We start from the raw sequence: 21,493 nt of genomic DNA on the forward strand, positions 1-21,493 counted from the left end.
GGTCACGGCTGGGAGATGAGCTGGACGCGGATGCCGTTGTCGTACGGGACCACGATCGTCTGGTCGCGGCCGAGCTTCCACTCCGGGTTGACCAGGAACAGCCGGCCGCCGGAGGCGAGCAGGAGCCGGAAGCCGCGGTAGCGGTGCGCGTAGCTCGGGTCCTTGCCGGTGGTCTTCAGCCGGATATGGGTGATGCCGGGAGGTACGTCCTGCAGCGGCTCCTTCATGTCGAGGATGACCTCGGCGCGTTTGGGCAGGTCGTGAGCATCCTGCTCGCCCCGGCCGGTGCCGTAGGCCCACGCGACCGTGGTCGAGGCCCAGAACAGGCCGGCGACGGCCAGGCCCAGCACGCTCAGCACGCCGTTCCTGGCCAGGCGGGGTGACATGAGCGGGCGGCCGCGGTTCTTGCCGTGGATGTGGATTCCGTACGCCACCATGGCCGGGCCGGACGCCAGCGCGAGCGGCGTCGCGCCGATGACGACGCTGGTGTCGGCGTCCCCGAGGAAGATGCCGATCATCGCGCGGCCGATCAGGAGCAGGCCGACGAGCGTGAAGCCGGCGGCCAGGAAGGTGTTGACGGTGTCGCCGGGGCGGCGGGCGAGCTGCCAGGAGACGGTGGCGTGGACGGCGATGACCAGCAGCGCGCCCAGGCAGATCAGGGCGGCCGGGACGTACACGACTTCGAGGCCGTCGAGGAGCAGGCTCTGGTTGGACAGGCCGGTCATGTCGAGGGATATGCCGAAGTAGTCGAAGCGGGCGCGGGTTGCGACGTAGCCGAAGTAGATCAGCAGCGCGGTCGCCAGCGTGGTGGGGCCTACGGCCTCGGCCAGTTGCCGCACCCGCGCCGAAACCGCCTCCTGCCCGCTCGCCGCCTCCTGCCCGGGTGCCGTCTCTTGCCCGCTCGCTGCCTCTTGCCCGGGTGCCGTCTCTTGCGCGCCCGCTGCCTCCGGCGTGCTCGCCGTCTCCTGCCGGGGTGCCGTCTCCCGCTTGGTCGCCGGCTCCTGTCCGGTTGCGGTTTTGCTCGCGGGCTCGTGCGTGGTGGTCACTCTCCCTCCGGAGCCGTGGTCGTGCCGTCATCCGCCGTATCCGGCCCGTCGTCCTGCGATCCGGAGCCCGAGTCCTCCTGAGATCCGGAGTCCGAGTCCTCCTGAGAGCTGCCCGAGTCGTCGGTGGAGGTGCCGGTGTCGTCGTCCGGCGACGGCGTCGGGGACTCCTCGGAGGAGGTGCCCGAATCGCCGATGTAGTACGAGAACTGCGGAACGTTGTTGGATGTCTGGCCGGTCACTTCCACCGGCGCCTCCGCCGTCGGCGGCGGGCCGCCCCAGTCGCGGACCTGGTCGCAGGGCGCGTCCTCGACGTTGACGCACAGGTAGCGGAAGCGGACCACCGCCTGGATGACGTACGGGCGGTCAGAGGCGTCGCCCGTGATGATCGCGCCCGCGAGGCATTGCGAACCGGCCCTCAGCTGGACCCCCTGGCACAAGGGGTCGCCGGTGGGGTCGCAGTGGCCGGGGGCCGATCGGGCCGTGGCGCGGCCGGGGCCTGACTGCACGGTGAAGGAGACGGACTCGATCGTCCCGACGGTGGAGGTCTTGTTGATGATGGTGACGCAACCGTCGTCGCCGGGGGAGCCGTCGAGGTGCACGCCGTTCCAGTGGACGCTGCGGCGGTTGTTGCGCGTTCCCGGAGGCGTGGACCTGTCGCCGGTCGGTTGCCCGTCGGCATCCTTGCCCTGACCGGTCGAGCCGTCGGGCGCTCCGGTCGCCGAGCTGTCGTCGTCCGGCGCGCCGCTCGTCGTACCGTCGGCGTCAGGTGCGTCGCTCGCCGAGCCGTCGGCGTCGGGTGCGTTCGCCGAGCCGTCCGGGGCGTCCGCGGTGGCGTTCGTCCCGGTGCCGGCCATCGGCTCCGCGCCGTTGCCGGTGGCGACGCCGGCCAGCCAGGCGATCCCGAGGACCGCCACGAGGCCGAGGATTCCGGCCATGATGAGCATGCGTGCCCGCGATGGCGTCATGGATCCTCCCGGAGTGCGTCGCCGATCCCTCATCAAGCCCAAGAATCGGCTCCTCCGGCTGGGATCGCATGAGTACCCCCTTACTCAAAGCGACGTTCCCCGGAGGGCGGCGTGACGGTCACCGTCTCCAGCCCTCAGGTCGGGTCCCGCTCGGTGCCTGAGGGGATGCCGAGCCCTCAGGTCTGGTCTGTCCCGGCGTCTGAGGTGACGCCGAGCCCTCAGGTCTGGTCCGGCCCGGCGTCTGAGGTGACCCCGAGCTGGTCGAAGGCCGCGCCGACGCTCGGCCACAGCGCGGCCGGGTCGCCCGCCGCGACCTCGTGGCCGGCCTTGTAGCAGGCCAGCGCCACCTGCGGGGCCAGTGCGGCGGTCTCCGCCGAGGCGCCCTGCTGCCTCAGGAATTCCCCGGCCAGCTCGACGAGGCGTCGCTGTTTGCGAGCCGCGCGGTCGTCCAGCTCGGGGTTCGCCGCGATCAGCCGTTCGCGCAGGACGTAGCGGTCGGTGTCCCGCGTCGCCCATGCGCAGACCGCCGCCACGGTGTCGCGCAGCAGCGCGAGCGCCTCCGGCAGCGACGGCGGACGCTCGAGCCGCAGCTCTCGGTGTCGCCGGGCGACGTTGTCCAGCAGTTCCTCCTCGCCGGCGAAGACGACCTCCTGCTTGTCGCCGAAGTAGCGGAAGAACGTGGTGCGGCCGACCCCGGCCCGGTCGGCGATGTCCGCGACCGTCACGCCGGCGTAGTCGCGTTCGGCGAACAGCTCGTAGGCGGCCGCGACGATCTCGTCACGGGCTCGCTGCTGGTTGCGGGCGCGGAGGGTGGATCGGGGCACCGCCTCAGTCTAGTCGTGCTGTACTTCGATCCATTATGGTACGCAGTACCAGTTAGGTACTCCATTCCAAGGAGTTGGACATGCGAGCGGTGCAGATCACCGAGTTCGGCGGGCCCGAGGTCGTGGCCGTGCGAGAGGTGCCCGAGCCCCGGCCGGGAGCCGGTCAGGTTCTCATCGACGTGGCGCGATGCGGGGTGAACTTCGCCGACGCGCTCCTGCGCGAGAACCGCTACATCGCCGCCGTCACGCTGCCGCTGATCCCCGGGATCGAGGTCGTCGGCCGGACCGCGGACGGGCGACGGCTGGCCGCGATGATCTCCGACGGCGGGTATGCCGAGAAGGCCGTGGTGGCGGAGGACAGCGCCTTCCCAGTGCCCGACGGGGTGGATGACGTGACCGCCATCGCGCTGCTCGTCCAGGGGCTGACCGCCTGGTGGCTGATCAATCGCACCGCTCGGGTGCAGCCGGGGGAGAGCGTGGTCGTCCACGCGGCGGCGGGCGGCGTCGGCTCGCTGGCCGTACAGCTGGCCAAGCTGCGCGGCGCCCGGGTCATCGCCACGGCCGGCACGCCGGACAAGCGCGAATTCGCACTGTCCCTCGGCGCGGACGCCGCCGTGGACCCCGCGGCGGACGACCTCACCGGGGCGTTGCGGGCGGCGAACCACGGCGATCCCGTCGACGTGGTCCTGGAGATGACGGGCGGCCGCGTCACCGACCAGAGCGTCGCCGCGCTGGCCCCGTTCGGCAGGCTCGCCTACTACGGGATGGCGGGCGGCGTCGAGCCCACCCCGGTGCCGCCGCGCGACCTGCAGCGCCGTTCGGCCACGGTCAGCGGCTTCTGGCTGATGAACGCCCTCGCCTATCCGGAGGTCCTCGGCAAGGCGTATGTGGAGATGTCCGGGCAGGTCGCGGCGGGTGAGCTGCGCGTCGTCCACGGCGGCGACCACCCGATGTCGGAGGTACGGCGCGTGCACGCGGACCTGCGTGGCCGCCGGACCGTCGGCAAACTCGTCCTCGACCCGACAAGATAGAACCGATCGGTTCGATCTCTGTTAGTATCCGGACTTGTGGCGATATTTGTCTTGATCCCCGGTATGTGTCATGGCGGCTGGTGCTTCGACGAGCTCGCCGAGCAGTTGCGAAGCCGGGGGCATCGCGCGTACCCGCTGACCCTGACCGGCATCGCCGAGCGCGGCCACCTGCTGACCGGCGGGGTGAACCTCGACACGCACATCCAGGACGTGACCGGCGTCCTGGCCGCCGAGAACCTCACCGAAGCGATCCTGGTCGGCCACAGCTACGGCGGGATGGTGATCACCGGGGCCGCCGACCGCGCGCCCGAGCGGGTGCGCGACCTGGTCTACCTCGACGCCGTCGTGCCCGGCGACGGGGACTCCTGCTGGAGCCTCGTCACCGATCAGGAGCGGCGATGGTACGTGGACGTGGTGGACAGCGGATACGCGACCCGGCCGCTGCCGTTCTTCGACCCGCGCGCCACGGCCCATCCGATCGCCTCGCTGCTCCAGCCGCTACGGCTCACCGGAGACCTCGCGCACGTGCGCCGCAGGGAGTACGTGTACGCGGCGGAGTGGGAGGGGGAGTCGCCGTTCACGTCCATATACGAGCGGCTGCGCCGCGACCCCGCGTGGACTACGCACGCGGTGGCCAGCGCGCACAACCTCATGCGCGACGCGCCGCAGGACCTGCTGGAGATCCTGCTCGACGTCGCCTAGCACGTCCACCGGTCCGTTCGGCGCGGCCTCGTCGAACGTGCGATGACCAAGCACCCTGTTCGACCGCTGCTCGAACTCCTCCAACGAAAAGCCGCCGACCGCCGAACCACCGACCGCCGAACCACCGATGGCCGACCCGCTGACGGCCGACCCCCACAGCCGAATCGCCGAACCGTCGACCGCAGTCGGGCGCTCCATGCGCGATCGGTGCCAGGCATTCGCGACTCGGTAATCCGATGTCGGTAATCCGATGTCGGAGAGTCGAGGTTGGGGAATCGAGATCAGCGGGCCGAGGTCAGCGGGCCGAGGTCAGGGGGTCGAGGTCAGGGAGTCCACGAAGCGCGACATTCCGGCCAGCCATCGGTCGGGGTTCTCGGCCTTGCGGTGGACGAACTCGGCCACCTCCGGGTGCGGGAAGATGTGGAAGCGCTCGGCTTCGAGGCCCTCGACGACCGCGGTTGCCACGTCCGACGGATCGAGGATGATGCCCGAGGCGGCCACGGCCCTCGCGGTCAGATGGTCCTCCTCCAGCCCCTGCTCCAGCATGCCGGTACGCACGCCCTGCGGGCACAGGACGCTGACCTTGATGCCCCGCGAGGCGTAGTGGATGGCCACCCACTCGGCGAACGCGATCGCCGCCGCCTTCGTCACCGCGTACGGGGCGTCGCCGGGGCAGCTGATCAGGCCCGCGGCGGAGCAGGTGTTGAGCAGGTAGCCGCCGCCTCGGGCGATCATGGAGGGTACGACGGCGCGGGCGGCGTACACGTGGGCCAGCACGTTCACCGCGTACAGGCGGCTCCACTCCTGGTCGGTGGCGTCCAGGCCGTGGCCGCCGATGATGCCGGCGTTGGAGCAGAACAGGTCGACCGGCCCGAACGGCGTCTCGGCCAGGGCGGCCACCTCCGGCTCCGAGGACACGTCCACGCGCACTGCGGTGGCGCGGTCACCGATCTCCTTGGCCACCGCGACCGCTCCGGCCTCGTCGAGGTCCGCGACGACGACCCCGGCCGCTCCTTCGGCGGCGAACCTGAGCGCCATCGCCCTCCCGATCCCGCCGGCCGCACCCGTGACGACGACGACCTTGTCCCGTACCCGCATCTGCACTCCTTCCGGTCCCGAGCGCGTCCGCCGTGCCGGGCAGGCACTTCCACCGCCCCGCCCTTGCCGGGAACGACTCCGCCCTTGCGTATCTCGACCGCCTCTGGCCGCTTCGGCCGAAGCCCGACCTCCCAGGCAGAATCCACCCTGACTGCCTCCCACCGGAACCCCCGCCCGAGAAGGCGAACCCGCCCTGACTGCTTCCCGCCGGAACCCCCGCCTGAGAAGGCGAACCCACTCTGAACGCCTCCGGTCGGGAACCTCCGCCTGAGAAGGCGAGCCCACCCTGAACGCCTCCCGTCGGAACCCCCGCCCGAGAAGAGGCGGTATGGGCGGCGAACCCCAGCAATTAGAGCGTGATTCTACTGCGGCTCAGCGTGATCAGATGAGAGGTTTCTCATCTGGGCTTCAGCGTGGTCTCCTCGAAGGGCGTCAAGGTCAAGGTCATGAAGCATCGGGGAACGTTGGTCCTCTTCGCCTTGGCCGCGGCGATGGCGGGGTTCATGTCGGTGGGGCTGGTGCGCGCGGCCGACAGCGAGCCCGATCTGGGCGAGGCCGTCGTGGTGTCACACACGCCCGCGCTTGGCGAGGCCGGCATGTCGGCCCCCGCGGGGAGCGGCGCTCCCGGGCCGGGCTCCGGCCCGTCGACCCCGGTCGCGAAACCAGGCCTCACCCCGGGCGCGAGACCGGAGCTCACCCCAGGCACGAAACAGGAGCCCACAACGGGCACGACGCCACCGCCCGCCACGGACACGGCGTCACAGCCGGCCGCCGATGCCAGGTCCAGGCCTGCCGCGAATGCCGGATCCCAGCCTGCCGCTGATGCCGGATCCCGGCCGGCCGCCGACGCTGGGTCCCAGCCCGCTGCTGGTGTGAGGCCGCAGCCCACCGCAGGCGTGAAACCGAAACCCACCGCGAGCGCCAGACCGAAGGCCGGCGCGAGCACCGGCCCGAGACCCGCCGGAGCCACCGGGTCGCGCGACGGCGACGAGGCCGCGGCGCGCGGGACCGCCGTGCGGCCCGCCCCGCGCCAGACCAGGGCCGAGCCGGTCAGACCGCCGGCGCCGAGACCAGGTGGCGGTGACGATGACGACGACGGTGGCGGTGGAGATGACGATGACGGCGACGACTGACCAGGCGATCGAATGCGGGTGAGCGCCCGTGCCCGGATCGTGGGCTGGATGCTCGCCGTCGTCGGCCTCGCCCTCGCGGTCTCGATCTTCGCGACCTGGACCATCCTGCTGGCTCGTCTCGACGACCGTACGAACCTCGAGCTCAGCAACGAGGCGGAGAAGCTGCGCCGGTACGCCGCGACCGCGCGCGACCCGGAGACCGGCCGCACGATCACCGACGTAGGAGAGCTGCTCACGGGATACCTGGCGCTCAACGCGCCCGACAGGTGGGAGACGTTCTTCAGCATCGTCGACGGTAAGGCTCACAAGATCACCGCGATCCCGCCACCCGTACGCCTCGACATCGACGACGCGCTGGTCGCGCGGCTGGCCACGGCCATCAAGCCCGGCGGTGGTGAGATCGAGAGCCCGAAAGGAACGGTCCATTATGCGGTGATCCCGGTGACGGTGAAGCCCGACCCCCGCCCGGGCCACCTCGTCGTGGCGATCCTCTACGATCGCCACCGCGACGAGATCGTGGACGCGGTTCGGGTCCTCGGGCTGTCCGCGCTGGCGGCGCTGGCGTTAGCGGGGGCGGCCGGGTGGTTCGTGGCGGGGCGGGTGCTGGCGCCGGTCCGGCTGATCGGCCAGACGGCCGAGCAGATCAGCGACTCCACCGATCTCACGCGCCGGCTCGACGTGCCGGGCGACGACGACGTGGCCGCGCTGGCCGCGACGTTCAACCACATGCTCGACCGGCTCGAGAACGCCTTCGTCGTGCAGCGGCACTTCATGGACGACGCCGGCCACGAGCTGCGTACGCCGATCACCGTCATCCGCGGCCACCTGGAGCTCATGGGCGACGATCCGCGCGACCGGGAGGAGACGCTCGCCCTGGTCACCGACGAGCTCGACCGGATGAACCGCATCGTCGAAGACCTCCTCACCCTCGCCAGAGCGGAGCAGCCGGGCTTTCTCGACATACACGACGTCGAGGTGGCCGACCTCACGGTCAGCGTCGTCGCCAAGGCCCGAGCGCTCGGCACCCGGCGCTGGCGGGTCGACGAGGTGGCCGAGGCCCGCGTGCCCGCCGACCGCCAGCGGCTCACGCAGGCGCTCATGCAGCTCGTGGCCAACGCCGTCCGCCACACCACCGACGACGACCTGATCGCCGTCGGCTCCGCCGTCCGCGACGGGTGGGTCGAGCTGTGGGTACGCGACAGCGGCCCTGGGGTGGCGCCCGCCGAGCGCGAGCGGATCTTCGGACGGTTCGTGCGCGGCGCGGGCCGCACCGTGACGTACGAAGGCGCCGGTCTGGGCCTGGCCATCGTCAGATCGATCGCCGAGGCCCACGGCGGCAACGTCAAGGTGACGGAGGCCCAGGGCGGCGGAGCCCGTTTCGTCATGTCCATCCCGCTGTGGGAGCTCTGGAGGCTGGGATGAACCGGATACTGATCGCCGAGGACGAGGCCAGGATCGCGTCGTTCGTGGAGAAGGGGCTGCGGGCCAACGGCTTCGTGACCGCCGTGGTGACGGACGGGGTCGCGGCGTACGATCTGGCCTGCGCGGGCGGGTTCGACCTGCTCATCCTGGACATCGGGCTGCCGTTGAGCGACGGGTTCACGGTGTTGCGGAGGCTGCGGCAGTCCAGAGTGGCCATGCCGGTGATCATCCTGACCGCCCGCGACAGCGTGAGCGACACCGTGGCGGGGCTCGAGGGTGGCGCGGACGACTACATCGCCAAGCCGTTCGCCTTCGAGGAGCTCCTGGCGAGGGTGCGGCTGCGGCTGCGCGTGCGCGCCGACCGTACGCCGGAGGTGACCGTGCTGCGGGTGTCGGATCTGTCGCTGGATCTGCGTACGCGACGGGCATACGTCGGGGACCGGGCGGTGGACCTGTCGACCAGGGAGTTCGCGCTGGCGGAGATCTTCTGCCGGCACCCCGACCAGGTCCTGACCCGCGAACAGCTCCTCAGCCACGTGTGGGGCTTCGACTTCGACCCCGGCTCCAATGTGGTGGACGTCTACGTACGCTACCTACGCCGCAAGATCGGCGCCGACCGCATCGAGACCGTCCGTGGCACCGGCTACCGCATGAGAGCCGCCTAATCATCACCTCACTCTCGCCTCACCCCGCCCCGAAAAGCTGTTCTCAGCAGCACCGACGGAGGGAGCGCCGTGACAGCCGGACTGGTAATGGATCTCGCGTCGATCGTCGCCCTGGCCTATGGCCTCTACTACCGGCGACATCATCGACGTGACCTGCTCTTCGCCTACGTGGCACTCAACGTGGGCATCTTCGCCGTGGTCTCGCTCCTGCTCGTCCAGCGCGTCGACGTCGCCGTCGGCTTCGGCCTGTTCGGCGTCCTGTCGATCATCCGCCTCCGCTCCAGCGAGATCACCCAGCAGGAGATCGCCTACTACTTCATCGCCATCGTGCTGGGCCTGGTCAACGGCATCGCGGGCGCGTGGCCGCTGACCGCCCTCCTGCTGGACGGCGTCCTGCTGGTGGTGATGTACGTCGCCGACCACCCGGCCCTGCTCGGCCGCACCCGCCACCAGGTCATCACCCTGGACGTCGTCCACTCGGACCCGGACCTGCTCCGGGTCGACCTGGAGAGCCGCCTGCGGGCACACGTCCTCCACTACGTGGTCACCCAGATCGACTACGTCCGCGACATAACGGTGGTCGACGTCCGCTACGTGGCCCCTCCCCAACGGGCCGGCGTCCGCTGAACCCCGTGAGCCGGAGTCATGCAGAAGGTGGTGGAGATGTGGTGATGGGTGAGTTGGACGCGGATGTGCTGCTGGCCGGGATCGCGGCCGAGGTGGCGCCGATCGGGCTCGAGGACGTGCCGGAGCTGATGAGCCGGGTCGATCGCAAATACATCGTGACGGCCGCCACCATGGCGGCACTCGCGGCCGAGCTGGGAGACCGGTTCGCCGTGCTGCGCATCGGGGCAAGACGCCAGTTCCGCTACACGTCGACCTACTTCGACACGCCTGACCTGCTCACCTTCCACCAGCACCGGCAGGATCGGCGGCGCAGGTTCAAGCTGCGCACCCGCACCTACCTGGACGGGGGCGGCCGGTGGCTGGAGCTCAAGCTCAACGGCACCCGTGGCAGCACCGACAAGCACCGCATCCCGTACGACGACGCGCCGAGCCGGACGCTCACCCGGGAGGCGTTCGACTTCGTGCGCGACACCCTTCTCGCCGAGCTACACCTCATCGCCCCGGAGACGCTGGGGCCGGTGCTGTCCACCGACTACAAGCGGGTGACCTTCATCGACCCCTCGGGCGCGGCCAGGCTCACCTGCGACACGGGCCTGCTCTGCCACGACGGGCGCTCCAGCGCGCCGGCGCGCCGCGACCTGGTGCTGCTGGAGTCGAAGTCCGCCGACGGGAAGGCGCTGGTGGACAAGGTCCTGCGCGGGCTGGGGGTGCGGCCGGTCACCGTGAGCAAGTACTGCCTGGCCGTCGCGGCGCTTCGGAACCTGCCCGCCAACCGCTGGCACCCGGTGCTGCAGCGCTATCTCGTCCATCGTCCCGAATCGGGTGTCCAACGCCTGGTGTCCCGGGGCTCGGCAGGGTGCTGGGGCCAGGCGGCCGCGCGGGGAAGGAGGTGGGCGGCGCCTCGGGGAGCACACGCCGGGGGGAGGAGCAGCGGCCTCGGCATCGGCATTCAGGGGTGATTCGGTGTCCGGGTTCGATTCGGTGGGAGGGGGGTCGCCGTGCTCGGGTTTGGTTCGGTGGGAGGAGGGTCGCCGCGTGCCGGTTCGTTCGGCGAGAGGGGGGTCGCCGTGCTCGGATTGGTTCGGCGGGCGGGGGGATCGGTGTGTCTCCCTTCGTTGTGACGGCGGCTGATCAGGGTGGTGCGGTTTACGGGGTCCAGGCTGGGTCGCGGCCGATGATGCCGAGGAGGCGGTCGAATTGCGGGGCGCTGTCCGGCACGTCTACCGGTGGGCCGAAGGCGCCGCGTTGCCGGCCCATCTCCGCCATCTGGTCGGTGAAGTGGAGTGCCCGCGAGACGGTCTCAGCGTCCGGCTCGTAGTCCTGGCCGGTGGCTCTGGCCAGGTCCCAGCCGTGTACGACCATGTCGACGAGGTACATGTGGGCCAGCGTGGTCATCGGCAGGCCCATGGCGGGGCTGGTGCCCTCCCACGCCTCGGGGCGGGACCAGGCGGCCAGCGTGCGCTCCGCGCGCTCGGGGAAGTCGCCCGCGTACGGTTCCTGCTCGATTCTCTCCCCCTGGCGGCCCAGCGACTCGAACAGGTCCGCCACCCACTCGAGGTGGTTGATCAGGTCCTTGACGTCGAACTTCGCGCACGGCGTCGAGGAACCGAACTGCTCGGGCCGCACCGCGCGGACCAATCCCGCGGTCCGTTCGGTGGCGCGCGTCATCAGCGGCATCATGTCGTCCATGGCAGCCATGATGCCCCGCCTGACCCAGGCGCGGCTTGTAGAAACGCGACAGCGCGGCTGGGTCGACCCGTACGCGGGGCTCGACGCCTTCGATTTCTTCAGACAGGCGCCATCAGCGGAGATTGCGACGTTTGTGGAGCACTTCTGGGTCGTCACGTGGACCGACCTCGCCGAGCCGTACGAACAGCGCATCGTCTCGCACCCCACCGTGAACATGACGATCACCACGGACTTCCATCAGTTCGCGGGAGTGATCAAGGGCGGGTTCTCGTACACGATGCGGGGCGGCGGCCGCGTGCTCGGCACGCGCTTCCGTCCGGGCGGCTTCCGGCCGTTTCTCGGCGGTCCGGTGTCGCAGTTGACCGACCGTTTCGTGGAGATCGGCGAGATGTACGGCTCGGCGGGCGCCTCGCTGGTCGAGCAGGTTCTGGCCGAGTCCGATGCCCGGGCCGCCATCGGGCTGGTCGAGAGGTTCCTGCTGAGTCTGGGGCCGGAGCGGGATCCGCTGGCCGAAGAGGTCGCCGCGCTGGTGGAGATGGCCGAGAACGAGGTCTCCCTGACCAGGGTCGATGAGCTGGCCGCCAGATCGGGGCGGTCGGTGCGCTCGTTGCAGCGGCTGTTCCGGGACTATGTCGGCATCGGCCCCAAATGGGTGATCCGCCGCTTCCGCCTGCACGAGGCGGCGGAGCGGGTCTACGAAGGGCTGGACCTCGCGACGTTGGCCGTCGAACTCGGCTATACGGACCAGGCTCACTTGACCCGCGACTTCACCGCCGCGGTCGGGATGCCACCCGCGGCCTACGCCCGCCTCAGAGGATAGGCGCGAGCGTATAAGCGATTAGTCGATGAGGTGATTTGCTGGGGTTCGGGTGGATTTCTGGTAATTGCTGGTTTCTGCGTATTCGAGTGTTTCGGATAGCAGCCGTCGTACCGTTTCATCGAGCGAGCTGTTCTGATCGATGACGGTTTCGTAGCCGCCGGGCAGCAGGTCCCGCTCGATGTACCATTCGCGCATCATGTCCGGGCCGAATTCCGCGCTCTGCGGGCGGGTGGCGTGGCGGCGGAGCGTTTCCTCGAAGGGGATGTCGAGGTAGAAGAAGCGGCCACGGCCGGGGAAGTCCTCGCGCAGGGACCGGAGCATCGGGGCGTACCTGCCGGCCGTGAGGATGCCCTCGAGGATGACGTGGTGGCCGTGGTCGAGCGCGTAGCGGGTGACGGTGTCGATGAGGCCGATGTTGACGCCGTCCGGGACGTCGCGTTCGCGGAGGATGTCGCGGCGCAGCACGTCCTGGCTCACCACCGCAAGGCCGCGCCTGCCGTACGCCTTGCGGAAGGCTCGGGCGACGCTCGTCTTGCCCGAGCCGGAATTGCCGCGCAGGACGATCAATTGTGTGAGCATCCCGGCCAGCGTAGCCGCTGCTCACGGGTTCGTGCCGCGAATCTGATGGGTACGGTCGTCATATGCTTGAGCGCATTCACGAGATATCGGGAGTCTTGCTAAGTGCGGACGGATATCTTGACGATTTCTGGCCGAATTTCCGGAACATTGATGACGTGTTCTGGAAACTCCAGCGTATTCAGCGCTTCGAGGCCGGGGAGCCGAGCTGGCTCGCGATGATGGACTGCGACTGGGAACGCTCGCTCAAGCTGGTCGACGACACGGGCGACGAGGGCCGGGGCAGGGCCTACCCCTGCCGGCGGATCCGGATCGTCGAGCAACCCGTCACGCCGTACCTGCAGTGGGAGATGCACGTGCTGGCGCTGCGGGTGGGGGCGGCCGAGCAGGTGCGGGTGCTCGACGCGGCGGAGGTGTCCGACCTCGAGATCGACCGGCGCCTGCCGGAGCTCGTCGTGCTGGGGTCGTCCGTCATGTACGAGGTGACGTACGACGCCTGCGGGACCCACAGCGGCGCGAGGCGGATCGACGACCCTGATGTGATCGCGGCGTGCCGGGGCGAGCTCGACAAGCTGTTCGCGGCCGGGGAGGACTTCCGGGCCTATTACGAGCGGGAGATCGTGACGATGCCGGCTCCCCGGGTGACGACCGTCTGAAGCTGCCCCGGGTGACGACCGTCTGAAGCCGCCCCGGGTGACGACCGTCCGTCACAGGGGGAGGCCGCCGGTGGCGGAGTTGGTGGAGCCGGTGGTCCGGTAGGCGGCGATGGTGCGTTCGGCGATGCGCATCTGGTGGATCTCGTCGGCGCCGTCGGCGAAGCGGGCCCAGCGGGCGTGCTGGAACATGCCGGCCAGCGGCGTGTCCGTCGAGTAGCCGAGCGCGCCGTGCACCTGGATCGCCCGGTCCACGATCCGGTTGAGGCTGTTGGCCACGAAGTGCTTGGCCATCGACACCTCCGTACGGAAATCCTCACCCTTGTCGATCTTGGACGCGGCGTGCAGCACCATCAGCTTGCACTGGTACAGCTCCATGGCCGAGTCGGCGATCATCCACTGGATGCCCTGCTTCTCGGCCAGCAGCGAGCCGTGGCTGTAGCGGTTGAGCGCGCGCTCGACCATCATGTCCAGGGCCGTCTCCGCCTGGGAGATCCAGCGCATGCAGTGGGCGAGCCGGGCCGGGCCCAGGCGGTACTGGCCGAGGCGGTGGCCGTTGCCGCGACCGCCCAGGATCTGGCTGTCGGGCACGCGGAGATCGGTGATGACGATCTCGCTGTGGCCCGTGGAGCCGTGCATCGTCTCGACCTCGCGCACGTCGTTCCAGCCTGGGTCGGGGAGGTCGACGAGGAAGGCGGTGTTCGCGCCGCGCGAGCCCTCGGGCACGTCCGGCTCCGTCCGCGCGATGAGGATCGCGAAGTTGGCCCGGCGCGCGTTGGAGATGAACCATTTGTGGCCGTTGATCAGCCACTCGTCCCCGTCCCGGACGGCCGTGGTGCGGATCAGGGTGGGGTCGGAGCCCGCCACCTCCGGCTCCGTCATGGCGAAGCAGGACATCTGCGTGCCCTCCAGCAGCGGCCGCAGGTACTTCTCCTTCTGCTCGTCCGTCGCCCAGTGCAGGAGGGTGTGCATGTTGCCCTCGTCCGGGGCCATGCAGTTGAGCACCCACGGCCCGACGCGGGTCTTGGCCGCCTCCGACTGCACCATGGCCAGCTCGACGTGGCCCAGCCCCATGCCGCCCCACTCCTTCGGCATGTGCGGCAGCCACAGCCCCTCGGCCTTGGCCTGGGAGCGGAGCCGGAAGATCGTACGCAGGTAGGCGTCCCGGTCGGCCTCCTTCACCTCCTCCATGGCGGGAATGACGGTCCCCTGGATGAAGGCGCGGACCCGCTTGCGGATCTCCTCGTGCTCGGGAGCGAGGGTGAAGTCGATGGCCATACCCGCCACCGTGTCACGGCCGGCGGAGCGGCGTGAAGGCCCAGGACATGCGCGGCTCCACTGCCCAGTGGAAGAGCTTGCGCACCGGCGGCGTGCAGAGCAGGGTGGCGGCGGCCACGCCGAGCAGGATCGACAAAGGCACGCCCAGCTCGAACCGCTCGGCGAACTTGACCACGAATCCGTGGAGCAGGTACGCGTACATGGTGGCCGAGCCCAGATCGCTGAACCACGTGTGCCGCGCCGGGGTCACCGCCAGGAACGCCGCCACCAGCACCGCCCCGGCCACCAGCAACCCCAGCCGCACGGCCGTGCCGGTGAGGTCGTCCACGTGCAGCGCCGAGTTGGACAGCCGCCATCGGATCCACTCCGTCGGCACCTGGTCGTGCACGAGCAGCGCCGCCGCCAGCCCCAGCCCGAGCGTCAGGAAGCCGGTCAGCCGCATGTACGGCCTGCGCAGCCACGCGAAGTGCTCCGGCTTGAGCATCAGCCCGAGCACGTAGAACGGCAGCAGCGCGAACGTCCGGTTCATGGCCAGCTCGTCGGGCAGCGCGCTCATCCCGGTGAGCAGCGACAGCACGACCGCGACCGCCAGCGGCCACCTGAGCTGCTGCCACACCGGCGTCGACAGCCGCCACAGGAACAACGACAGCAGGAACCAGGTCAGGTAGTACGGATCCAGCAGGGTCAGCTCGAACTTCCCGTACAGGATCAGCCGCGGCAGCGAGTACGCCACCTCGAAGATCAGATACGGCACCGCCAGCGTGGAGATGAGCTTGCGCGCCTTCCCCGCCGAGAACGTGAACCGGCGCGACAGATAGCCGCTCAGCACGATAAACAGCGGCATGTGGAAGACGTAGACGTAGAAGTAGAGCGCGTGGGCGATGGGGTGGTCCCGCTGGTCCTCGATGAGGTGACCGCACACCACGAGCAGGATGGCCAGGTATTTGGCGTTGTCGAAGAACGGGTCCCTGGCGGTCACGGACCGGGTGTCCACAGTGGCGGGAGAGGTCACAGATCACGCACCCTAGCCACCGAACGCGTAACCGCCAGGAAACGCCGAGTGAGGGCTTACCGAAGGGCCGGTGTCGCTTCGCGTACCGTGTCCGCCAGCGCGGACGCGGCGGCGGCGTCGAGCCTGCCGTCCACTACCGCCGTCACGACCCGCCTGGTCAGCGTGTCCTCGACGACGAGCGGCCGGTCCCAGGCCAGCGCCTGCCCGACCCCCGGATAGTGCTCGACCCGCACGAACCACGGGTCGCCGTCCGACTGCACGAAGACGAGCGTCCAATCCCGCCCCTCCGGCGTGGTGCCGGACAGGGCGACCCAGGGGTCGCGGCTGCCGTGCACGGCCTCCTCGTCCCCGGGGAGCGCGATCCGGGCGGTGGAGGTGCCGGGGGCGCGCCAGAAGAAGCCGCCGTACCCCGCGCCCACGCGCCCCTTGGTGGCCGAGCTCCGGACCTCCAGCGGCGCGCCGGTGAGGTTGGTGAGCGTGAACGCGAAGTCCAGCGCCCAGAAGTCCCCGAACGGCCGGGCCGTCACGGTCCGCTCCTCGCGCGCCACCAGCCGCCCGCCAGGCCCCGCCCACTCCAGGTGCTCGACGAAGCCGGAGTCGTCGAGCCGGGAGAACGACAGGTGCCGCTGCCTGCCGTGATCGTCCAGCCAGGCGGGCCCCTGGTCCTTGACGTACGTGCGGCCGCCCCAGAAGTTCGCCCCGCCCAGGTCGGAGATCGCCACCCCGACCCCGAGGTGGTGCACGTGGTCCTCGGGACGCACCTCGGTGACCTCGACGCCGCCCAGCGTCCGCACCCCGTGGAGGTAGGGCCGCGGGGAGTCGGTGGACGGCAGGTCGGGCCGCAGCTCGTACGAGGCCACCGCCCGCCCGGAGGCCAGCAGCTCCACCCGGGTCCACGGGACGTCCAGCTCCGAGTAGAGCGACAGCGTCTCGGCGCTGCGGGCCGTCAGGTCGGCGACACCCGGCAGGAACCGGTGCGTGACCTCGCCCGACGCGGCGTCCCGCTTGACGTCCTGGTAGCGCTCCGGGATCGGCAGCGGCTCGGGAGCCAGCCGCACCGCGTCCAGCACCTGCGTGAACGTCTCCGTGGCGGACAGCGGCACCATCAGCTCGGCGCCCGTGCGGACATGGTCGATGAGGTTCTCCAGCAGGTCGGTGCGCTCGTACGCGGTCGTCGTGACCGTGCCGTCCGGCAGCTCGACCTTGAGCCGGTCCTGCGTGTAGACGAGCGTGGCGCGGCCCGCGTCGCCGTGCACGACCAGGTACGGCTCGCTCCGGCCGGTCGCGCAGAGCGTCACCGCGATCGTGATCACGAAGCCGTCGTCGAGACGGATCCGCAGGCAGGACGTGTCGTCCGACTCGATCGGATGGGCGTGGTAGAGCTCGGCCTCGATCTCCGCGACAGGGCCGTCCACCAGGGCGAGCGCGGTCGCGACGGCGTGCGCGAACGGGTTCGTCAGCGCGCCGTCCACCACGTCCACGCCGTCGAGCCGGCGCTTGCCCGACCAGGCCGACCTGGTGAAGTAGGACGAGGGCCGCTCCCAGGCGCCCGCGCCGCCGATGCCGCGCACGCGCCCGATGGTGCCGTCGGCGATCAGCGAGCGCAGCGCGGGGACCGCCGCCGAGCCCAGCGACTGGAAGCCGACCTGGCAGGCCAGCCCCGTCTCCGCCACCGCCGCGGCGATCCGGGCGTGCGCGGAAGGGCTCGCCGCGGGCGGCTTCTCCAGCAGCACGTGGGATCCCGCGTGCAGAGCGGTCACCGCGAGGTCGGCGTGCGTGTGGATCGGCGTGCAGATGACCGTGATCTCCGCGCCGGTCTTCGCGAGCAGCTCGCCCAGGTCGGGCGACTGCAGCGGCGAGCCGAAGTCCACTTCGACGGGCACCACGTCGCAGATCCCGGCCAGCTCGATCAGCCCCTGGTCGGCCAGCCTGCGCAGATTGCCCAGATGGTGCCGCCCATGGCCGTGCGCACCAGCGAGTACCACCTTCATCGCGACCACCTCAGTCCGAGCCCCGCGTGCGCGCCCGCCCGCAGGACCCCGTCGGAAATCTGCACCGGGTACGGCTCCGCCAGCAGCCCGAGGGCCGCGAACGAGGCGTCCTCCACGTCCTCCGCCATGACCGGCAGCGGCAGGGCCAGCGCGAGCTGCCCGGACACCTCGCTCAGCAGATGCGGATAGACCGGCACGTCGTACGTCCTGGCCAGCTCCACGATCCGCAGGAACGGCGTGATCCCGCCGACCCGCACCACGTTCGGCTGGACGATGTCGCACGCCCCGGCCGCGAGCAGGTCACGGAAGCCGTAGGTGGTGTAGACGTTCTCCCCGACTGCCACCGGCACGTCGATGGAGCGCCGCAGCTCCACGTGCGCGGCCACGTCGTCGGCGGGCAGCGGCTCCTCGATCCAGTGCAGCCCGAACTCCCGCAACGCGGAAAGAGCCCGCCTGGCCCGGTGCAGGTCCCACCGCTGGTTGGCGTCGATCATCAGCAGCCGGTCGGGCCCGATCACCTCGCGCACGGCGGCCACCCTGGCCACGTCCTCCGCCAGCTCGGGCCGGCCCACCTTGATCTTGACCCCCCGGTACCCGGCCGCCACCCAGCGCCGCGCCTGCTCCACCAGCTCCTCCAGCGGGTAGTGCAGGTTGACGCCGCTGCCGTAGACCGGGACCTCGTCACGCCGGCGGCCCAGCACGTCGGTCAGGCCGCTGTCACCGCAGCGCAGGTCCCACAACGCCAGGTCGATCCCGGCCAGCGCGATCGTGGTGATCCCGCCGGGCCCCGCCTCGCGCAGGTGCCGCCACAGCCGGTCCCACACCACCTCGGGGTGCGCGGGCAGCCCGATCAGCGCCTCCCGCAGGTCGTGGTCGAGCAGCGCCCGCACGGCGTGCGCCCCGATCTGCGGCGTCCACGAGAACCCGGTGCCGGTCCGCCCGTCCTCCAGCGTGACCTCGCACACGACCACGTGGTTGGCCGGCACGTCCGCGCCCCAGGGCCGCGGCAGCGGGGCCGTCCGCAGCGAGGTGCGCAGGTCGGCGATCGTCATGACGCGGCCAGCTCCAGCCCCGTCTTGATCAGCGCCTCCAGCTCCTCCAGGTGCTCGTCGGTCGGCTCGACCAGCGGCGGGCGGACGGCGCCCACGTCCAGGCCGCGCAGCCGTACCCCGGCCTTGACCAGGGCGACCGGGTAGCCGGGGACCTTGCCGCGCAGCCGTACGAGCGGGGCGTAGAACCCGGTGAGCAGCCGCTCGTCACCGTTCAGATAGGCCAGCGCGATCTCCGGCGCGAACGCGAACACCGCGCTGGAGTACAGCTCCACGCCGATGCCCCGGTAGGCGGGCATAGTCAGCTCGGCCGTCGGCAGCCCGTTGAAGAACAGGAAGTCCGGGTACGCCTCCCGCACCGCCAGCACGATCCGCTGCATCCGGTCGATGTCGCCGACGCCGTCCTTGAGCCCGATCACCCCGGGGATCCCGGCCAGCTCCACCACGGCCTCCGGCTCCAGCACCACGGAGCCCCGCTGGTAGACGATCGCCGGCAGCTCCGCGGCCACCGCGGCCACGTAGGCGGCGAAGCCGTGCCCCGGCCCCTGGGCCAGGTACGGCGGCATGAGCAGCAGCCCGTCGGCGCCCGCCTCGCGAGCCGCCCGCGCCTGGTTCAGCGCCGTGCCGAGCGGGCCGCCCGCGCCCGCGAACACCGGCACCCGCCCGCCCACGACCTCGGCCGCCACCCGCACCGCCCGCGCGTGCTCGGCCTCCGACAGCGCCGAGAACTCGCCGGTGCCGCACGCCACGAACACGCCGCCGGGGCCGTGCTCCATGCCCTGCCGGATGTGCTCGGCCAGCACCTCCTCGGCGAGCCGGCCGTCGGCGTCGAAGGGGGTCACGGGGAAGAACAGCACACCGCTCAGGTTCATTCAGCTTCCTTCAGTTCGGTACGCCAGCTCCGCTTGGGCTGCCAGCCGAGCAGGCGCTCTGCCTTGGTGATCGAGAAGGCGGGGGTGGTGCCGGTGAGGCCGGCGGCGAACGGTTCGGTGCCGGGCACGACCTGGGGCAGCAGGTCGGCGAGCGGCTTGCGGGCCAGCGCGTCCGCGGCCCCGGCGAAGAACACCTCGCCGTTGGGCAGCTCGGGCAGGGCCCCGGCCAGCACCGTGATCATGTCGGCGCAGTCGCGGGCGTCGATGTAGTTGAACAGCGAGACCCCGCCCAGCTCCGGCCGGTCGAGGCGCTCACGCACCGTGTGGCCCGACTGGGTGGGCGCGCCCGCCCACTCCTCGGGCGGGATGACGAAGCACGGCCTGATCGCGGCCATCTTGGTCGTCCCGGCCAGCGCGAACGCCTTCATGGTCTGCTCTGCCGTGACCTTGGACAGGTTGTACGCGTTCCACGGGCGCACCGGGTGGTCCTCGTCGATCGGCAGGTACGCGGGCGCCCAGCCGCCGGGGGCGCCGTACCCGATGACGGTGGGGCTGCTGGCCACCACCACGCCCGGCACCCCCAGCGCGACGGACGCCTCGCAGACGTTGAACGCGAGCTGGGTGTTGACCTTGAAGATCACCGATTCCGGGAGGCTGAACGGGGTCGCGATCGCGGCCAGATGGATCACGGTCTCGGGCCGGAACCTGGCGATGACCTCGAAGGTCTCGCCCGTGTCCGTGAGATCGGCCGGTAAGGCCATCGCGGCCTCGGATGGCGTGCCGGGCGTTCGGTCGACGCCGATGACCTCGTGCCCGGCCGCCGCGAGCGTGGTGACCACGCTACGGCCGAGGCGTCCTGCGCTTCCGGTGACGAGGACTCTGCTCACCGTGGGGGCTCCTTCAAGACTGCAAACAGTTGCACTAAACCTTTGTGTCCTCGAGGCGAGGTCGTCAAGAGGTGATTTCGCCCCCCGCGCTGGAACAGGGGTTTTCTGAGGCAGGAGCGCGGCAAGCGCTTTCATGGTACTCAGGGATTCTGCAAGCGGTTGCGTTAGGGTGGGCGACTGTGACAGTGACGATTCGTGATGTGGCCCGGGCTTCCGGTGTCCATGTATCGACCGTGTCGCGGACGTTCTCCGCACCGCACATGGTGAACACGGCCACCCGTACCAGGGTGCTCGCGGTGGCCGAGGAGCTGGGATACCGCCCCAACCGGGCGGCCAGGGCGCTCACGACGGGCCGCACCCACAACCTCGGCCTGATTGTGGCCGACATCGCCAATCCGTTCTTCCCCCCGCTGATCAAGGCGGCCCACTCGGCGGCCCGGCAGCGCGACTACCACCTGTTCGTGGCCGACACCGACGAGGAGGCGGCCACCGAGGAGGAGCTGGTGCAGGCGTTCTCCAAACAGGTGGACGGCCTGGTGCTGTGCAGCCCGCGCTCGTCCAACAAGGCGCTGGAACGGCTGGCCGCGCGGGTGCCGTTCGTGGTGATCAACCGGCGGCTGCGCGGCGCCGCCACGGTCCTGATGGACGTCGGCCACGGGGCCAGGCTGGCGGTCGAGCACCTGACCGGGCTCGGGCACCGCCGCGTGGCGCTCGTGTCGGGCCCGGCCGGCTCGTGGACCAGCGCGGAGATCCGTACGGCCGCCGAACAGGTGGAGGGCGTCGAGCTGGTCGTCATCGGCCCCAACGCGCCCACCGAGCGGGGCGGGCTCGCCGCCGCGCGGCGGGTGCGGGACTCCGGGGCGACCGGCGTGCTCGCCTACAACGACCTGGTGGCGATCGGGCTCATCGAGGGGCTCGGCGACCTGGGGCTGAGCGTGCCGCGGGACGTCAGCGTGGTCGGGATCGACGACATCGTCTCCGGACGGCTGAACCGCCCCAAGCTCACCACTGTCGCCATGCCCACCGCCGCGGCCGGCCGGCTCGCCGTGGATCTGCTCATCCAGGAGGTCACGGCCACCACCTCGCTGGAGACGCGCCTGGTGATCAGGGACTCCACCGCTCCGCCACGGTAGCGGGTCGGCTGCAAACGGTT

Annotated in this window: 22 protein-coding genes; 9 read left to right on the forward strand and 13 right to left on the reverse strand. The window is 70.7% G+C overall.

Going from position 1 to position 21,493, the window contains the following annotated elements; translation table 11 throughout:
• Nucleotides 1-2: 2 nt before the first annotated feature.
• The 3 genes from ABZX61_RS03370 to ABZX61_RS03380 form a co-directional block, all read right to left on the reverse strand.
• Nucleotides 3-1,046 carry a hypothetical protein gene (locus tag ABZX61_RS03370; protein WP_355191146.1) on the reverse strand — a complete coding sequence of 348 codons (1,044 nt, stop codon included), beginning with the start codon at nt 1,044-1,046 and terminating at the stop codon, nt 3-5.
• Entirely contained in the window at nt 1,043-2,011 is a 969-nt protein-coding gene (locus ABZX61_RS03375; RefSeq protein WP_355191148.1) for a hypothetical protein, read from the reverse strand. The genes ABZX61_RS03370 and ABZX61_RS03375 overlap by 4 nt, the downstream gene beginning before the upstream one ends.
• A gap of 218 nt (nt 2,012-2,229) precedes the next feature.
• Complete coding sequence (locus tag ABZX61_RS03380; RefSeq protein ID WP_355191150.1) at nt 2,230-2,835, reverse strand: helix-turn-helix domain-containing protein; 606 nt, start codon at nt 2,833-2,835, stop codon at nt 2,230-2,232.
• Between the two features lie 80 nt (nt 2,836-2,915).
• On the opposite strand from ABZX61_RS03380, the gene ABZX61_RS03385 reads away from it, so the two are divergent.
• Nucleotides 2,916-3,866, forward strand: coding sequence for a zinc-binding dehydrogenase (locus tag ABZX61_RS03385; protein ID WP_355191152.1), 951 nt, complete (start codon nt 2,916-2,918; stop codon nt 3,864-3,866).
• Nucleotides 3,867-3,902: 36 nt separating this feature from the next.
• On the forward strand, nt 3,903-4,568 hold the full coding sequence (locus ABZX61_RS03390) for an alpha/beta fold hydrolase (RefSeq protein WP_355191154.1): 666 nt from the start codon (nt 3,903-3,905) through the stop codon (nt 4,566-4,568).
• A gap of 309 nt (nt 4,569-4,877) precedes the next feature.
• Here ABZX61_RS03390 and ABZX61_RS03395 read toward each other — a convergent pair whose 3' ends face one another.
• Both ABZX61_RS03395 and ABZX61_RS03400 read right to left on the reverse strand, forming a co-directional pair.
• Entirely contained in the window at nt 4,878-5,666 is a 789-nt protein-coding gene (locus ABZX61_RS03395; RefSeq protein ID WP_355191156.1) for an SDR family NAD(P)-dependent oxidoreductase, read from the reverse strand.
• A 397-nt stretch (nt 5,667-6,063) separates the two neighbouring features.
• Entirely contained in the window at nt 6,064-6,264 is a 201-nt protein-coding gene (locus ABZX61_RS03400; protein WP_355191158.1) for a hypothetical protein, read from the reverse strand.
• 553 nt (nt 6,265-6,817) lie between these two features.
• Between ABZX61_RS03400 and ABZX61_RS03405 the strand changes: the two genes are divergently transcribed.
• From ABZX61_RS03405 to ABZX61_RS03420, 4 genes are all read left to right on the forward strand, one after another.
• Nucleotides 6,818-8,221: an ATP-binding protein gene (locus ABZX61_RS03405; protein ID WP_350728599.1), complete on the forward strand. Its 1,404-nt coding sequence runs from the start codon at nt 6,818-6,820 to the stop codon at nt 8,219-8,221.
• On the forward strand, nt 8,218-8,886 hold the full coding sequence (locus ABZX61_RS03410) for a response regulator transcription factor (protein ID WP_350728600.1): 669 nt from the start codon (nt 8,218-8,220) through the stop codon (nt 8,884-8,886). The genes ABZX61_RS03405 and ABZX61_RS03410 overlap by 4 nt, the downstream gene beginning before the upstream one ends.
• Before the next feature lie 87 nt (nt 8,887-8,973).
• Nucleotides 8,974-9,513 carry a DUF4956 domain-containing protein gene (locus tag ABZX61_RS03415; RefSeq protein ID WP_355191456.1) on the forward strand — a complete coding sequence of 180 codons (540 nt, stop codon included), beginning with the start codon at nt 8,974-8,976 and terminating at the stop codon, nt 9,511-9,513.
• A 44-nt stretch (nt 9,514-9,557) separates the two neighbouring features.
• Complete coding sequence (locus ABZX61_RS03420) at nt 9,558-10,472, forward strand: polyphosphate polymerase domain-containing protein (RefSeq protein WP_355191160.1); 915 nt, start codon at nt 9,558-9,560, stop codon at nt 10,470-10,472.
• A gap of 187 nt (nt 10,473-10,659) precedes the next feature.
• Here the strand turns inward: ABZX61_RS03420 and ABZX61_RS03425 are convergent, their stop codons facing one another.
• Nucleotides 10,660-11,202 (reverse strand): TIGR03086 family metal-binding protein, encoded by a 543-nt coding sequence (locus ABZX61_RS03425; protein WP_350728603.1) that lies wholly within the window; start codon nt 11,200-11,202, stop codon nt 10,660-10,662.
• On the opposite strand from ABZX61_RS03425, the gene ABZX61_RS03430 reads away from it, so the two are divergent.
• Nucleotides 11,201-12,022, forward strand: a complete 822-nt coding sequence (locus ABZX61_RS03430) for a helix-turn-helix domain-containing protein (RefSeq protein ID WP_355191162.1) — start codon at nt 11,201-11,203, stop codon at nt 12,020-12,022. The genes ABZX61_RS03425 and ABZX61_RS03430 overlap by 2 nt on opposite strands.
• An 18-nt stretch (nt 12,023-12,040) precedes the next feature.
• Here ABZX61_RS03430 and ABZX61_RS03435 read toward each other — a convergent pair whose 3' ends face one another.
• Complete coding sequence (locus ABZX61_RS03435) at nt 12,041-12,589, reverse strand: kinase (protein WP_355191164.1); 549 nt, start codon at nt 12,587-12,589, stop codon at nt 12,041-12,043.
• Nucleotides 12,590-12,663: 74 nt separating this feature from the next.
• On the opposite strand from ABZX61_RS03435, the gene ABZX61_RS03440 reads away from it, so the two are divergent.
• Nucleotides 12,664-13,254 carry a DUF6879 family protein gene (locus ABZX61_RS03440; protein WP_355191166.1) on the forward strand — a complete coding sequence of 197 codons (591 nt, stop codon included), beginning with the start codon at nt 12,664-12,666 and terminating at the stop codon, nt 13,252-13,254.
• Nucleotides 13,255-13,305: 51 nt separating this feature from the next.
• On the opposite strand, the gene ABZX61_RS03445 is transcribed toward ABZX61_RS03440, so the two are convergent.
• The 6 genes from ABZX61_RS03445 to ABZX61_RS03470 are packed head-to-tail and all read right to left on the reverse strand — an operon-like array spanning nt 13,306 to nt 20,340.
• The gene (locus tag ABZX61_RS03445) at nt 13,306-14,529 is read right to left on the reverse strand and encodes an acyl-CoA dehydrogenase family protein (RefSeq protein ID WP_355191168.1); all 1,224 of its coding nucleotides are present in this window, start codon (nt 14,527-14,529) and stop codon (nt 13,306-13,308) included.
• A 13-nt stretch (nt 14,530-14,542) separates the two neighbouring features.
• On the reverse strand, nt 14,543-15,541 hold the full coding sequence (locus ABZX61_RS03450; RefSeq protein WP_355191170.1) for an acyltransferase family protein: 999 nt from the start codon (nt 15,539-15,541) through the stop codon (nt 14,543-14,545).
• A 56-nt stretch (nt 15,542-15,597) separates the two neighbouring features.
• Nucleotides 15,598-17,532, reverse strand: coding sequence for a DUF6807 family protein (locus ABZX61_RS03455; RefSeq protein ID WP_355191172.1), 1,935 nt, complete (start codon nt 17,530-17,532; stop codon nt 15,598-15,600).
• Nucleotides 17,529-18,584 (reverse strand): mandelate racemase/muconate lactonizing enzyme family protein, encoded by a 1,056-nt coding sequence (locus ABZX61_RS03460; RefSeq protein ID WP_355191174.1) that lies wholly within the window; start codon nt 18,582-18,584, stop codon nt 17,529-17,531. Before ABZX61_RS03460 ends, ABZX61_RS03455 begins: the two co-directional genes overlap by 4 nt.
• Nucleotides 18,581-19,453 (reverse strand): 5-dehydro-4-deoxyglucarate dehydratase, encoded by an 873-nt coding sequence (locus ABZX61_RS03465; RefSeq protein ID WP_355191176.1) that lies wholly within the window; start codon nt 19,451-19,453, stop codon nt 18,581-18,583. Before ABZX61_RS03465 ends, ABZX61_RS03460 begins: the two co-directional genes overlap by 4 nt.
• Nucleotides 19,450-20,340, reverse strand: coding sequence for an NAD(P)-dependent oxidoreductase (locus ABZX61_RS03470; RefSeq protein ID WP_355191178.1), 891 nt, complete (start codon nt 20,338-20,340; stop codon nt 19,450-19,452). Before ABZX61_RS03470 ends, ABZX61_RS03465 begins: the two co-directional genes overlap by 4 nt.
• Before the next feature lie 179 nt (nt 20,341-20,519).
• On the opposite strand from ABZX61_RS03470, the gene ABZX61_RS03475 reads away from it, so the two are divergent.
• On the forward strand, nt 20,520-21,473 hold the full coding sequence (locus ABZX61_RS03475; RefSeq protein WP_355191180.1) for a LacI family DNA-binding transcriptional regulator: 954 nt from the start codon (nt 20,520-20,522) through the stop codon (nt 21,471-21,473).
• The last annotated feature ends 20 nt before the right edge of the window (nt 21,474-21,493 follow it).

Origin of the sequence: Nonomuraea sp. NPDC003709, assembly GCF_040610775.1 — a bacterium.
GTDB classification, from domain to species: domain Bacteria; phylum Actinomycetota; class Actinomycetes; order Streptosporangiales; family Streptosporangiaceae; genus Nonomuraea; species Nonomuraea angiospora_A.

What these genes read in the sequence shown, in the direction of transcription:
- ABZX61_RS03375 (WP_355191148.1), bottom strand. Translation starts at nt 2,011, where the DNA reads ATGACGCCATCGCGGGCACGCATGCTCATCATGGCCGGAATCCTCGGC.
- ABZX61_RS03385 (WP_355191152.1), top strand. Translation starts at nt 2,916, where the DNA reads ATGCGAGCGGTGCAGATCACCGAGTTCGGCGGGCCCGAGGTCGTGGCC.
- ABZX61_RS03395 (WP_355191156.1), bottom strand. Translation starts at nt 5,666, where the DNA reads ATGCGGGTACGGGACAAGGTCGTCGTCGTCACGGGTGCGGCCGGCGGG.
- ABZX61_RS03400 (WP_355191158.1), bottom strand. Translation starts at nt 6,264, where the DNA reads ATGCCGGCCTCGCCAAGCGCGGGCGTGTGTGACACCACGACGGCCTCG.
- ABZX61_RS03410 (WP_350728600.1), top strand. Translation starts at nt 8,218, where the DNA reads ATGAACCGGATACTGATCGCCGAGGACGAGGCCAGGATCGCGTCGTTC.
- ABZX61_RS03415 (WP_355191456.1), top strand. Translation starts at nt 8,974, where the DNA reads ATGGATCTCGCGTCGATCGTCGCCCTGGCCTATGGCCTCTACTACCGG.
- ABZX61_RS03420 (WP_355191160.1), top strand. Translation starts at nt 9,558, where the DNA reads ATGGGTGAGTTGGACGCGGATGTGCTGCTGGCCGGGATCGCGGCCGAG.
- ABZX61_RS03430 (WP_355191162.1), top strand. Translation starts at nt 11,201, where the DNA reads ATGGCAGCCATGATGCCCCGCCTGACCCAGGCGCGGCTTGTAGAAACG.
- ABZX61_RS03425 (WP_350728603.1), bottom strand. Translation starts at nt 11,202, where the DNA reads ATGGACGACATGATGCCGCTGATGACGCGCGCCACCGAACGGACCGCG.
- ABZX61_RS03440 (WP_355191166.1), top strand. Translation starts at nt 12,664, where the DNA reads ATGCTTGAGCGCATTCACGAGATATCGGGAGTCTTGCTAAGTGCGGAC.
- ABZX61_RS03445 (WP_355191168.1), bottom strand. Translation starts at nt 14,529, where the DNA reads ATGGCCATCGACTTCACCCTCGCTCCCGAGCACGAGGAGATCCGCAAG.
- ABZX61_RS03455 (WP_355191172.1), bottom strand. Translation starts at nt 17,532, where the DNA reads ATGAAGGTGGTACTCGCTGGTGCGCACGGCCATGGGCGGCACCATCTG.
- ABZX61_RS03460 (WP_355191174.1), bottom strand. Translation starts at nt 18,584, where the DNA reads ATGACGATCGCCGACCTGCGCACCTCGCTGCGGACGGCCCCGCTGCCG.
- ABZX61_RS03465 (WP_355191176.1), bottom strand. Translation starts at nt 19,453, where the DNA reads ATGAACCTGAGCGGTGTGCTGTTCTTCCCCGTGACCCCCTTCGACGCC.